Raw genomic sequence first — 13,651 nt, forward strand, 5'->3', positions numbered from 1 at the left:
GCCGGCCAAGGAATCACTCATGACCACACTTACAGGACACAACTACATCGGCGGTCGTCGCAGCGCCAACGGTACGTTGCAGCTGCAAAGTCTCGACGCGACCACCGGTGAACCGTTGCCCAGCCGCTTCTTCCAGGCCACTGAAGCCGAAGTGGATGCCGCCGCCAAAGCCGCCGCCGCGGCGTACCCGGTCTACCGCAACCTGAGCGCGGAAAAACGCGCGACCTTCCTCGACGCCATCGCCGATGAAATCGATGCGCTGGGTGATGAGTTCGTCGCCACTGTCTGCCGTGAAACGGCCTTGCCGGCAGGTCGTATTCAGGGTGAGCGCGGACGTACCAGCGGTCAGATGCGGTTGTTCGCCAAAGTCCTGCGGCGCGGCGATTTCTACGGCGCACGGATTGACCGCGCATTGCCGGATCGTCAGCCGTTGCCGCGTCCGGATCTGCGCCAGTACCGCATCGCCATCGGCCCGGTTGCGGTGTTTGGCGCCAGCAACTTCCCGCTCGCCTTTTCGACGGCGGGTGGTGATACCGCCTCGGCGCTGGCCGCCGGTTGCCCGGTGGTGTTCAAGGCGCACAGCGGGCACATGGCGACCGCCGAGTGGGTGGCGGACGCGATCATCCGCGCAGCCGAGCGCACCGAAATGCCGGCCGGGGTGTTCAACATGATTTATGGCGGTGGTGTTGGCGAGTGGCTGGTCAAGCATCCGGCGATCCAGGCGGTGGGCTTCACCGGTTCGCTCAAGGGCGGCAATGCCCTGAGCCACATGGCCGCGACCCGGCCGCAACCGATCCCGGTGTTTGCCGAGATGTCGAGCATCAACCCGGTGTTCCTGTTGCCTGAAGCCCTCAAGGTGCGTGGCGAGCAGATCGCTGCGCAACTCGCCGGTTCGGTGACGCTGGGTTGTGGCCAGTTCTGCACCAATCCGGGTCTGGTCATCGGTTTGCGCTCGCCGCAGTTCAGCACTTTCCTCGAAACGTTGTGCGCCAGCATGAACCAGCAACCGGCGCAAACCATGCTCAACGCCGGCGCACTCGTCAGCTACAGCAAAGGCCTGGGCGAACTGCACGAACAGCCGGGACTGACGCACCTGGCGGGCAAACCGCAGCAGGGCAATCAGGCGCAGCCACAGGTGTTCAGGGCGGATGTCAGCCTGTTGCTCAAGGGCGATGAACTGCTTCAGGAAGAGGTGTTCGGGCCGACCACCATCGTCATTGAAGTCGAAGACCAGGCGCAACTCGCGGCCGCGCTGCACGGTTTGCGCGGGCAACTGACGGCAACGCTGATCGGCGAGGCCGAGGAGCTGCTGGAATACCGCTGGCTGGCCGAGTCGCTGCAGGAAAAGGTCGGGCGGATTTTGCTCAATGGCTATCCGACCGGGGTCGAGGTGTGTGAGGCGATGGTGCATGGCGGGCCGTATCCGGCGACGTCGGATTCGCGGGGCACGTCGGTGGGGACGCTGGCGATTGATCGATTCCTGCGGCCGGTGTGCTTCCAGAATTATCCGGATGCGTTGTTGCCCGAGGCGTTGCAAAACGCGAATCCGCTGGGGATTCGGCGGCTGGTGGATGGGGAGGTGAGTCAGTCAGCTTTGTAGTGCCTGAGCAGGCGCCTTCGCGGGCAAGCCCGCGATGGCGTCATCAGCATCACCACAAATCACTTGGCAGCCACCGCCGCAACCTTCTTCACCGAAGTCTTCAACACCAACCACAACGCTGCAGCAATCAAAACTCCGCCATAAATGTGCGCCATCGACAGCGGCTCATCCAGCAACAACGCCCCCCATAACACCCCGAACGGCGGAATCAGGAAGGTCGTGGTCATCGACTTTACCGGCCCGACCGAGCTGAGCAGGCGGAAGTAAATAATGTACGCCAACGCGGTACATACCAGCCCCAACCCCAGCAACGACAGCCAGACACTCCAGCCGCCCCAGCTCGCCGGCGGCTGGCTGATCACGCTGTAACCGAACAGCGGCAACAGGAATAATGTCGCGCCAAGCATACTGCCCACTGCCGAAAGACGACTGTCGAGACCACCCGCCTGATCGAGCCAGCGGCGGGCAAGGAAGCCGGCGAAGCCATAACAGGTGGTGGCGAGCAGGCAGGCGAGGGCGCCCATCAGCAGTTGCAGGTCGAACGCCACCGGGCCTGCACGGGTCAGGATGCCGACGCCGAACAGACCGAGGAACACCCCGCCCAGCTTGGCGGCGGTGAGTCGTTCACTGAAGAACAGACCGCCAATCAATACGCCCATCAATGGCGTGGTGGCGTTGAAGATGGCCGAGTAACCGGCCGGAAGCACCTGGGCCGCCACGGAATAGAGGGTCGCCGGGATCCCGGAGTTGATCACCCCGAGCAGCATCACCGTTTTCAACTTGCCCTTGAAATCCCAGCTGATACGCATCAACCCGAGAATCACCAGCAACCCCGCCGCCGCAATCGACACGCGAAAAAACGCCGTGGGAATCGAGCCGATCACCGGGGCAATGATGCGCATGAACAGGAAACTCGCGCCCCAGATGGCCGCCAGCGACAGTAAACGAACGATATCGACAGGGCTCACGACGCACTCCTTCCTTGATGGGGACGAGAGTGTTGCCGAGAGCCTTGCCTATGGCAACCGAAAAACCGGCACTCAATTCTTGTGGCGAGGGAGCTTGCTCCCGCCGGGCCGCGCAACGGCTCCGCAAACCGGTGAGCGCTGTGCACTCAAGCGCGAGCAAGCTCCCTCGCCACCGTTATAGTTGAAAGCGAGTGACCAGCCCGTTGAGGTCGACCGCCAGCCGCGACAATTCCTGGCTGGCGGCGGAAGTCTGGGTGGCACCTGCGGCGGTCTGGGTCGAGAGGTCGCGAATGTTCACCAGGTTCTGATCGACTTCCCGGGCCACCAGCGCCTGCTGCTCGGCCGCGCTGGCGATGACCAGGTTGCGCTCGTTGATCTGCGAGATCGACGCGGTGATTTTCTCCAGGGCCTGGCCCGCGCCGTTGGCCCGGCGCAAGGTCTGGCTGGCATGTTCGGCGCTGCTTTGCAACGCGATGACCGTGGCCCCGGTACCTTGCTGGATATTGTTGATCATCAGCTCGATTTCTTCGGTGGAGTTCTGAGTGCGTTGCGCCAGCGAACGCACTTCATCGGCCACCACCGCAAAGCCCCGTCCGGCTTCACCGGCGCGAGCGGCTTCGATGGCCGCGTTGAGCGCCAGCAGGTTGGTCTGCCCGGCGATTGCGCGAATCACTTCCAGGACTTTACTGATGTCCTGCGCCTGAACCGCCAACCCCTCGGCTTGTTCCGACGCGCTGAGCACTTCGCTGACCAGTCCCTGAATCGAGTTGATGGTTTCACTGACCTGCACGTGCCCGTGCTTGCTGTCCTCGTTCGACGCCTGGGAAGCTTCGGCGCTGGACACGGCGTTCGCGGCGACTTCGTCCACCGCAGTGCTCATCTCGGTGACCGCGGTGGCGGCCATCTCGATCTGGTCGTTCTGTTGTTGCAGGCCTCGGGTACTTTCCTCCATCACCGAGCTCATTTCCTCGGCAGCCGACGCCAGTTGCCGCGCCGAGTCGCTGATGCCGCGAATGGTGGTGCGCAGGTTGCCTTGCATCTCGTCGAGGGCGTTGAGCAATTGCGCGGCTTCGTCCTTGCCGCTGATGTCTATCGGTGCGCTGAGGTCGCCCGAGGCAATCCGGCGTGCAACGTTCAGGGCCTGGTTGATCGGCGCGGTGATGCTGCGCGTCAGCAGCCAGGCCAGGAGCAATGTGGCGAACAGCGCGGCGACGATGATTGCGCCGACGACCCATTGCGCACGCTGGTACATCAACGCGGCTGCGTCCGCGGCGGCATCGGCGCCTTGCTGATTGAAACTGATCATCGCCTCCAGGGATTTATCCAGCACGCTGCCCTGAGGGGCCAGTTCATTGTTGAGGCGGGCGTAGGCCTGGTCATTCTGGCCCGCATCGATCTGCGCGAGGATCTGGTCGAGGATCGCCAGGTACTTGGCCACGGCCGCGTTCAGACTGTCGAGCATCACCCGTTCCTGATCACTGGACAGCATCGTCTTGTGGTCATCGAGGCGCTTGAGCAGCTCCTGGCGTTGGGCGCTGAGAATGCCTTTGCTCTTTTCCCGCACGGCGCTCTGGCTGTTGGCGATCAGCCGCAACGATTCGAGACGGAGGGTGGCGATGTTGGCCGCGCTGTCATGGATGCTCTCGATGCTCGGCATCCACGACTCCTCGATGACCGCCGCACTTTCGCGCAGGGTCGCCATCTGGCCCAGTCCGAACAGCCCGACCACTACCAGAAGACTGGCCAATACGGCAAAACTCAAGCTCGCGCGCAAACCTATGCGCATGTTCCTTATCGGCATCTAAAGTGCTCCTTGGGCATTTTGGGAGGTAGCCCTCGTGGACCGAGGATCTTGTTTTTAGGCGGGTGAGAGCGAGCTATATATCAAAGTGCCATCATTTTGGTAAGACCAATCCGCATGCGTTTTTCGATTGGCTGGCTTCAGGGAAAAAGCGGAATACCCGGCGTCTGGCGATTGGCCTGAGCGTGGATTGGATCCGAACGCCTGATAATCAGAGGGCTGTAGGTGAATCGATTAAGTGCAGAGAGGATGACTATCAAGGTTGATTACTGACCGAACGGTCAATTAAAAAAAGTCTGAAAAAACTGTGCTCCCGAGTGATTCATTCGTTGTCGGACCGAAATTAGGCTTCTCCTGCACCCGGTTCACTGGCTAAGCTCAGGCCTTCCGAATTCCCGCAGAGGTCTCACCATGCCGCAGCAATGGCCAGCCGCCGACATCGCCCGAATGATCCTCGATGGCTTTGACGATTACCGCGAGCATTTCCGGCAAATCACCGATGGTGCCCGAGCGCGCTTCGAGCAGGCCAAGTGGCAGGAGGCGCAAGTCGCCTCGGCGGCGCGGATCAACCTCTACGAAGAGAAAGTCAGCGAAACGGTCGAGCGCCTGCACGTCGCGTTCGACGCCGACACGCTGGATGTCAGCTGTTGGCCACTGGTCAAAAGCGCCTACATCAGCCTGATCGACCTGCGCTTCGACGATGAGCTGTCCGAGACCTGGTACAACTCGATCTTCTGCGGGCTGTTCAGTCATGACCTGATCAGCGACGGCTGCATGTTCATCCACACCACCCGGCCGAGCCTGCGGCGGGCACGCGCCGCACAGACCCGTACCTACAAGCCCCAGGGCAAGCTGTCCGACATGCTGGCGAGCATTTTTGCCGACTACCGCTTCAGCGAGGATTACGCCGACCTGGCGGGTGATCTGCATCGTCTCGAAGCGCAACTGCGCGAGAACCTGCCGGACTGGGTGTGCAAAGACCCGGAACTGAGCGTCGAACTGTTTTCCTCGGTGCTTTACCGCAACAAGGGCGCGTACCTGGTGGGGCGCATCTACACCCGGGACGAGCAGTGGCCGCTGGTGATTCCGCTGCTGCACCGCGAAGGGCGGGGGATTCAGATCGATGCGTTGATCACCGATGAAGCCGATGTGTCGATCATCTTCTCGTTCACCCGTTCGTACTTCATGGTCGACGTGCCGGTACCGGCGGAGTTCATCGGTTTCCTGAGGCGCATTCTGCCGGGCAAACACATCGCCGAGCTGTACACCTCGATCGGTTTCTACAAGCACGGTAAATCCGAGTTCTATCGGGCGCTGATCAACCACCTGGCCAACACCGACGACCAGTTCATCATGGCCCCCGGTGTGCGCGGCATGGTCATGAGCGTGTTCACCCTGCCGGGGTTCAACACCGTATTCAAAATCATCAAGGACCGTTTCTCGCCGTCGAAAAACGTCGACCGCGCGACGGTGATCGAGAAGTACCGACTGGTTAAAAGTGTCGACCGCGTCGGGCGCATGGCCGATACCCAGGAGTTTGCCGATTTCCGTTTCCCGCTGAGCAAGTTCGACCCGGCGTGCCTGGAAGAATTGCTGGAGGTGGCCGCGTCCACCGTTTCGGTGGAGGGCGACACGGTGTTGATCCGCCACTGCTGGACCGAGCGGCGGATGACGCCGTTGAACCTCTACCTGGAAAACGCCAACGAGGCGCAGGTGCGCGAAGCGCTGGAAGATTACGGTCTGGCGATCAAGCAACTGGCGGCGGCGAACATCTTTCCCGGCGACATGCTGCTGAAAAACTTCGGCGTCACCCGTCACGGTCGCGTGGTGTTTTATGACTACGACGAGATCTGCTTCCTGACCGAAGCGAACTTCCGCCACATCCCGCAACCGCGCACGCCGGAAGATGAGATGGCGTCCGAACCCTGGTATTCGATCGGGCCGCTGGATGTGTTCCCCGAGGAGTTTCCGCCGTTCCTGTTCGCCGATTCCGGTCAGCGACGCTTGTTCGATCAGTTGCATGGCGAGTTGTACAACGCCGATTACTGGAAGAGCCTGCAAGAGGCGATTCGTGGCGGCAAAATAATCGATGTGTTCCCGTATCGACGCAAGGGCCTGGATAACGAGTAGTTCTCTGCGTCCGCTGCGCAGCCGAATCGCGAGCTGGCTCGCTCCCACTTTTGAACGCGGTGCCGCCGATTCTGGGGGCGCCGCAGAGCCCGTGTGGGAGCGAGCCTGCTCGCGATTCGGCCGCGCAGCGGTCGTAAAATCTGCGACAATCCGCCCCCTGCGCCACTAGACGACTTATTGCGTACCTGATGACTGACGAATCGCCTTCCATCGACAAACTGCTGAAAAACCTCGATCACGCCATGCTTGCCGACCGCCACCGGCTGCGGCGGCAGTTGCTTGAGCTGCGCAAGAAGCCCGACGAGGCCAAGCTGGCCCAGTGGGTGACGCGTATGCAGGCGTCCTGTGATCAGGTGCTGGCGCGGCGTGCCAGCCTGCCGGTGATTCGTTACGACGACAGCCTGCCGATCGCCGCCAAGCGCGACGAAATCAAGGAAGCGTTGCTCAAGCATCAGGTGCTGATCATTGCCGGCGAAACCGGTTCGGGTAAAACCACCCAGTTGCCGAAAATCTGCCTGGAAATCGGTCGCGGTCAACATGGCCTGATCGGCCACACCCAACCGCGTCGAATCGCCGCCCGCAGCGTCGCGAGCCGGGTTGCTGAAGAATTGGCGACGCCGCTGGGTGCGCTGGTCGGCTATCAGGTACGGTTCGAGGATCAGAGCGATTCCAATACCCTGATCAAACTGATGACCGACGGCATCCTGCTGGCGGAAACACAGAACGACCGTTACCTCGAGCGCTACGACACGATCATCGTCGACGAAGCCCACGAGCGCAGCCTCAACATCGACTTCCTGCTCGGTTACCTGAAAACCCTGCTGCCCCGTCGTCCGGACCTGAAGGTCATTATCACGTCGGCGACCATCGACCTGGAGCGCTTCTCCAAGCACTTCGACGATGCACCGATTGTCGAGGTCTCCGGTCGCACCTTCCCGGTGGAAACCTGGTACCGCCCGCTGACCCTGGAACAGGACGAAGAGGGCAACCGCGTCGAAGACGATCTGACCGTGGACCAGGCGATTCTCGCCACCCTCGACGAAATCGCCGCGTTCGAACGCAGCGAACGCAAGAGCCCTGGCGATGTGCTGGTGTTCCTGCCCGGCGAACGCGAGATTCGCGACGCCGCCGACATGCTGCGCAAAGCCCAGCTCAAGCACACCGAAATCCTGCCGCTGTACGCACGGCTTTCGCCGGCCGAACAGCAGCGGATTTTCCAGTCGCACCCGGGGCGTCGCGTGGTCCTGGCGACCAACGTCGCGGAAACTTCGCTGACCGTGCCGGGCATTCGTTACGTGATCGACAGCGGCACCGCGCGCATCAGCCGTTACAGCTACCGCGCCAAGGTCCAGCGCCTGCCCATCGAAGCGATTTCCCAGGCCAGCGCCAACCAGCGTAAAGGCCGTTGCGGGCGGGTCGAACCGGGCATCTGCGTGCGGTTGTTCAGTGAAGAAGATTTCCTCGGTCGCCCCGAATTTACCGACCCGGAAATCCTGCGGACCAACCTCGCGGCGGTGATTTTGCAGATGCTCCATCTGCGCCTCGGCGAAATCACCGATTTCCCGTTTATCGAGCCGCCGGATGGCAAGGCCATCAGCGACGGTTTTAATCTGCTGCAAGAACTCTCGGCGGTGGACCGCAACAGCCAGCTCACTCCGCTCGGTCGCCAATTGGCGCGGCTGCCGGTGGACCCGCGCATGGGCCGCATGTTGCTGGAAGCGGCGAAACTCGGCAGCTTGCAGGAAGTGCTGATCGTCGCCAGCGCCATGTCGATCCAGGACCCGCGCGAACGTCCGCCGGAGCGTCAACAAGCGGCGGATCAGGCCCACGCCCAATGGAAAGACGTGGACTCGGACTTCGCCGGGCTGGTCAATCTGTGGCGTGGTTTTGAAGAGCAGCGCCAGGCGCTGACGGCGAGTCCGCTGCGTAACTGGTGCCGTAAGAACTTCCTGAATTACCTGCGACTGCGTGAGTGGCGCGACTCTCATCGTCAATTGAGCCTGATCTGCCGCGACATGCAGTTGAGCCTCAACAAAGAGCCGGCGGATTACCCGAAACTGCACAAAGCCGTGCTGTCCGGATTGCTCAGCCAGATCGGGCAGAAAACCGAGGACGGCGATTACCTCGGCGCCCGTCAACGGCGTTTCTGGATTCACCCGTCATCGGGTCTCGGCAAGAAGCGTCCGCAATGGCTGATGACCGCCGAACTGGTGGAAACCACCAAGCTCTACGCGCGCATGGTCGCCAAGATCGACGCCGACTGGATCGAGCCGCTCGCCGGGCACCTGATCAAGAAAAACCACTTCGAACCCCATTGGGAGAAGAAGCGCGGACAGGTCGTTGCGTTCGAGCAGATCACCTTGTTCGGGCTGATCGTGGTCGGTCGCCGGCCGGTGCATTACGGGCCGGTCGATCCGGTGGTCTCCCGCGAGTTGTTCATTCGTGAAGGGCTGGTGCGTGGCGAGATTCAGTCAAAGGCCAAATGCCTGACCGCCAACAAACAACTGCTGGAACAACTCGACGAACTGGAAGCCAAGGCCCGTCGCCGCGACATTCTGGCCGACGAAGAAACCCTGTTCGCCTTCTACGACGCACGGCTGCCGGCGGAGATTCATCAGACCGCGACGTTCGACAGCTGGTACCGGGTCAACAGCCAGAAAGATCCGCAGCTGTTGATCATGCGCGAAGAAGACGTGCTGGCCCGCGAGGCCAGTGAAGTCACCGCCGCACATTACCCGGACACCTTGCACATTGGTGATCTGGAACTGTCATTGAGTTACCACTTCGAACCGAACCATCCGCGTGATGGCGTGACGCTGCGGGTGCCGGCGCCACTGTTGCCGATGTTGCCGCCGGAGCGTCTGGAGTGGCTGGTGCCGGGTGTGATCGAGGCCAAGTGCATCGCGCTGGTGCGCAACCTGCCCAAGGCGCTGCGCAAGAATTTCGTGCCGGTGCCGGACTTCGTCAAAGCCGCGTTGCAGCGCATGACCTTTGCCGAGGGCTCGTTGCCTCAGGCGCTGGGTCGCGAACTGCTGCGCATGACGGGGGCGCGGGTCAGTGATGAAGCCTGGGCCGAAGCGGCGCAGCAAGTCGAAAGCCATTTGCGGATGAACCTGGAAATCGTCGATGGCCAGGGCAAGTTCCTGGGCGAAGGACGGGATCTGGCGGAACTGACCGCACGATTCGCTGAAGCGAGCCAGGCGGCTTTGGCCGTTCCGCAAACGGCGAAAAGTCAGCAGCCGGTGGAGGCGAAAGTCTTCGCGGCGGTGGCGGAAAAAACCCAACAGAAGATTGCCGGGCTGTCGATGACGGTGTATCCGGCGCTGGTGGAAGAGGCCGGCACGGTCAAGGAAGGGCGGTTCTCGACGCCGGCCGAAGCCGAGTTCCAGCATCGCCGTGCCTTGCAGCGCTTGCTCATGCAACAGCTGGCCGAGCCGGCGAAATTCCTGCGCGGCAAGTTGCCGGGGCTGACCGAACTGGGTTTGATGTACCGCGACATGGGGCGCGTCGACAGTCTGGTGGAAGACATTCTGCTGGCCAGTCTCGACAGTTGTATCCTCGACGGCGAAGACCCGCTGCCGCGTGATGGCGCCGGGCTGGCGGCGTTGGCCGAGCGCAAACGCGGCGGCTGGACCGAGCACGCCGAGCGGCTGGCCAAATTGACGCTGGAGATTCTGAAGCTCTGGCACGGCCTGCAAAAACGCTTCAAGGGCAAGATCGATCTGGCGCAGGCCGTGGCCCTGAATGACATCAAGCAGCAGCTCAGTCATTTGGTGTATCCGGGTTTTGTCCGCGAAACGCCGATGCAGTGGCTCAAGGAACTGCCGCGTTACCTGAAAGCCATCGAGCAACGCTTCGAGAAACTCGGGGCGCAGGTGCAGAAGGACCGGGTGTGGAGTGGCGAGTTGTCCGGTCTCTGGACCCAATACCAGGCCCGCGCCAGCAAACACGCCCAGGAAGGCAAGCGCGATCCGCAGCTTGAGCTGTACCGCTGGTGGCTGGAGGAATACCGGGTTTCGCTGTTTGCCCAACAGTTGGGGACCAAAGTGCCGATATCCGACAAGCGCCTGAACAAACAATGGACCCAGGTCGAACCGTAGGCCCTGTGGGAGAGGACTTTGTGGCGAGGGGATTTATCCCCGTTGGGTAGCGAAGCCGCCCTGAAATCAGCGCACTCGATGTATCAGTTACACCGAGTGCGCTGGTTTTGCGACTGCTTCGCAGCCGAACGGGGATAAATCCCCTCGCCACAAAAGGCTGACAGAGATACGCCGCTACTTCGCAAAAGGCGCCAAAACCCAACGTTTATGGCAAACTTCGCGCCTATAAACGCCGGCCCCGCGGTTTTGAGCCTCCACAGGTTCGGGCGGAACGGAATAAAGCGATGCCAGGTTTGATTCCTCTCACGGGAACAGACCCTTTGTGTATTGGTACGTCGGTGCCAATGCTTTCTGCCTGAACAGATTAGAGAAACGACCATGCATAACGTCGTCATCAGCGGCACCGGCCTGTACACCCCGGCCAACAGCATTTCCAATGAAGAGCTGGTGCAGTCTTTCAACGCTTACGTCGCGCAGTTCAACGCCGACAACGCCGATGCCATCGCCCGTGGCGAAATCGAAGCGTTGACCGAGTCCAACGCAGCGTTTATCGAAAAAGCTTCCGGCATCAAAAGCCGCTTCGTCATGGACAAGGACGGCATTCTTGACCCGCAACGCATGGCGCCACGCCTGCCGGAGCGCTCGAACGACGAGTGGTCGGTCCTCTGCCAGATGGCCATCGGCGCGGCCGAACAAGCCTTGCAGCGCGCCGGCAAAACCGCCGCCGACATCGACGGCGTGATCGTTGCCTGCTCCAACCTGCAACGCGCGTACCCGGCCATCGCCATCGAAGTCCAGGAAGCGCTGGGCATCCAGGGTTTCGGTTTCGACATGAACGTCGCCTGCTCCTCGGCGACTTTCGGTATTCAGGCGGCCGCCAACAGCGTGCAACTGGGCCAGGCCCGGGCCGTCCTGATGGTCAACCCGGAAGTCTGCACCGGACACCTGAACTTCCGTGACCGCGACAGCCACTTCATCTTCGGCGACGCGGCCACCGCGGTGATCATCGAGCGCGCCGACCTGGCAACGTCCCAGTTCCAGTTCGACGTGGTCAGCACCAAATTGCTGACCAAGTTCTCCAACAACATCCGCAATAACTTCGGCTTCCTCAACCGCGCGGCGGAAGAGGGCATCGGCGCCAGGGACAAACTGTTCGTGCAGGAAGGCCGCAAGGTGTTCAAGGAAGTCTGCCCGATGGTTGCCGAGCTGATCGGTGCGCACCTGGAAGAGAACCAGCTCAATGTTGGCGACGTGAAGCGCTTCTGGCTGCACCAGGCCAACCTCAGCATGAACCACTTGATCGTCAGGAAACTGCTGGGTCGCGAAGCCACCGAAGAAGAAGCGCCGGTGATTCTCGACACCTACGCCAACACCAGCTCCGCCGGTTCGGTGATTGCGTTTCACAAGAACCAGGACGATCTGGCCGCCGGTTCGCTGGCCGTGCTCAGCTCGTTTGGCGCCGGTTACTCGATTGGCAGCGTGATTCTGCGCAAGCGCTGAGTTCGCTTTAAAAGATCGCAGCCTGCGGCAGCTCCTACTGGGTTACGTAATCCCATGCAGGAGCTGCCGCAGGCTGCGATCTTTTTTTTGCACAAAAAAACTCGCGTTGCAGTATCGGACGGATGATGGGGACCGATACTGCAACGCGAGTTTGTAAAAGCAGTCCGGGCTTCCTTGCCCGGGCCGTGTAGCCGGGATCAGAACTTGGCTTCAGCATCCAGTTGCAGGGTGTTGATTTTCGAGTCCCGCAGCGTGGCGTTGGTGTAGTCGGAATCAGCCATGAAGTAGGTCGCGCCAAGGGCGAAGTTCTTGTCGATCTCGTAGCTCACTTTCAACTTGCTGCCGCGCGAACCGGTGAAACCGTTGGCGAAGTCGGAGTCGGTGAAGGCGCCGACCACCGCGTTACGCTGTACGTCGCGATAGTTGTAGTCCACGCCGAAGCCGAAGACGTTGGTCTTGACACCGGCCAGCCAGCCCATGTCCTGATCGTTGCTGGCATCGTCGTTGTTGACGACTTGACCGTAGATCGACAGCGGCATTGGCAGGCCGCCGATGTCGAGCTGACCAAAGCCTTCGTACAGTTTGAACTGCTCGTTCGCCGTGTTGCCGTTAATGGCCAGGCGGCAGGTGTTAGCCGCACAGGTGTTGTTGATGTCGTTGTCGTTGTCGTAAGCGTAGAGACTGCCACCCAGGGTCATTTTCAGGTTGTCAGTGATCGCGAAACGAGCGCCCAACTGGCCTGCGTACAGACGCAGGTCGTGACGGAACTGCTTGCCTTCGCCGTCGACGTTGTCCTTGAGGGTGTAGTGGCCGGCGCTGCCGAACAGCTCGGTGCTGCCGCCCAGCGGGTATTTGTAAGTCAGTGCCAGACCTTCCGGGCTGATGTCGCTATCCCAGATGATGTCGCCCATGCTCACCCATTGCTGTGGCATCTTGCCGCCAACGAGGTGCAGGTTCTTGATGGCATCAGGGTGGTAGTCGACGTAACCCTGGTCCAGCCAGATATCCTTCTTGGTGAAGTTGCCATCCAGGCTCTGGTTGGTGGAACGAGAGTCGTTGTCGCTGCCAGTGGCGATACGGATGCCAGTGTCCACTTGCGGGTTGATTGCCGTGTAGGCACCCAGGCGGACACGGATACGTTGACGATCCTGGTCGCCGGTGTTCGATACGCCATCGTTCTTGACCGTCTCCTGACGGAAACGCACGTCACCCTTGAACTGGGTCTTGGCAGCCCACGCCAGCTTCTGGTCGAAGGTGCTCAGTGCTTCGGTTTTCTTCGCGGTAGCCGCGATCTGCTCGTTGGTCTCTTGTTGAGCCTGACGGGCGATTTGCTGTTCTTTCTGATCCCGGGCCAGTTCGGCTTGCAGTTCGCTGTACTGCGCATTGGTAATCGAACCGTTAGCCTTCAGCATGTCGAGCAGTTTGCCGTCGACTGCGGCGCTGGCCGGAACACTCATGGCCAGCAGCAGGCCGCCACACAGGGCCGCCGCAGTTTTCGTGGAAGCAAGACGCATATCAATCTCCGAAGATGAGAGGGGATGACTGAGCCATC

At 61.2% G+C, this 13,651-nt stretch carries 7 protein-coding genes; 4 read left to right on the forward strand and 3 right to left on the reverse strand.

Going from position 1 to position 13,651, the window contains the following annotated elements:
• Nucleotides 1–19: 19 nt before the first annotated feature.
• Nucleotides 20–1,600 carry an aldehyde dehydrogenase (NADP(+)) gene (locus ACM1ZW_RS16430; RefSeq protein WP_416738906.1) on the forward strand — a complete coding sequence of 527 codons (1,581 nt, stop codon included), beginning with the start codon at nucleotides 20–22 and terminating at the stop codon, nucleotides 1,598–1,600.
• Nucleotides 1,601–1,659: 59 nt separating this feature from the next.
• On the opposite strand, the gene ACM1ZW_RS16435 is transcribed toward ACM1ZW_RS16430, so the two are convergent.
• A complete protein-coding gene (locus ACM1ZW_RS16435; RefSeq protein WP_017337023.1) occupies nucleotides 1,660–2,568 on the reverse strand; it encodes a DMT family transporter in 909 nt (302 codons plus the stop codon).
• Nucleotides 2,569–2,743: 175 nt separating this feature from the next.
• Nucleotides 2,744–4,369: a methyl-accepting chemotaxis protein gene (locus tag ACM1ZW_RS16440; protein ID WP_416738907.1), complete on the reverse strand. Its 1,626-nt coding sequence runs from the start codon at nucleotides 4,367–4,369 to the stop codon at nucleotides 2,744–2,746.
• Nucleotides 4,370–4,780: 411 nt separating this feature from the next.
• Between ACM1ZW_RS16440 and aceK the strand changes: the two genes are divergently transcribed.
• From aceK to ACM1ZW_RS16455, 3 genes are all read left to right on the forward strand, one after another.
• Nucleotides 4,781–6,499 carry a bifunctional isocitrate dehydrogenase kinase/phosphatase gene (gene aceK / locus ACM1ZW_RS16445; RefSeq protein ID WP_416738908.1) on the forward strand — a complete coding sequence of 573 codons (1,719 nt, stop codon included), beginning with the start codon at nucleotides 4,781–4,783 and terminating at the stop codon, nucleotides 6,497–6,499.
• A 188-nt stretch (nucleotides 6,500–6,687) separates the two neighbouring features.
• Complete coding sequence (gene hrpA / locus ACM1ZW_RS16450; protein WP_414879620.1) at nucleotides 6,688–10,599, forward strand: ATP-dependent RNA helicase HrpA; 3,912 nt, start codon at nucleotides 6,688–6,690, stop codon at nucleotides 10,597–10,599.
• Between the two features lie 378 nt (nucleotides 10,600–10,977).
• Nucleotides 10,978–12,099, forward strand: coding sequence for a beta-ketoacyl-ACP synthase III (locus tag ACM1ZW_RS16455; protein ID WP_416738909.1), 1,122 nt, complete (start codon nucleotides 10,978–10,980; stop codon nucleotides 12,097–12,099).
• Between the two features lie 197 nt (nucleotides 12,100–12,296).
• Here the strand turns inward: ACM1ZW_RS16455 and ACM1ZW_RS16460 are convergent, their stop codons facing one another.
• Complete coding sequence (locus ACM1ZW_RS16460) at nucleotides 12,297–13,613, reverse strand: putative porin (protein WP_017337028.1); 1,317 nt, start codon at nucleotides 13,611–13,613, stop codon at nucleotides 12,297–12,299.
• Nucleotides 13,614–13,651: the final 38 nt, after the last annotated feature.

Origin of the sequence: Pseudomonas sp. NFX71 (genome assembly GCF_048079215.1) — a bacterium.
Classification (GTDB): Bacteria; Pseudomonadota; Gammaproteobacteria; order Pseudomonadales; family Pseudomonadaceae; genus Aquipseudomonas; species Aquipseudomonas fluorescens_B.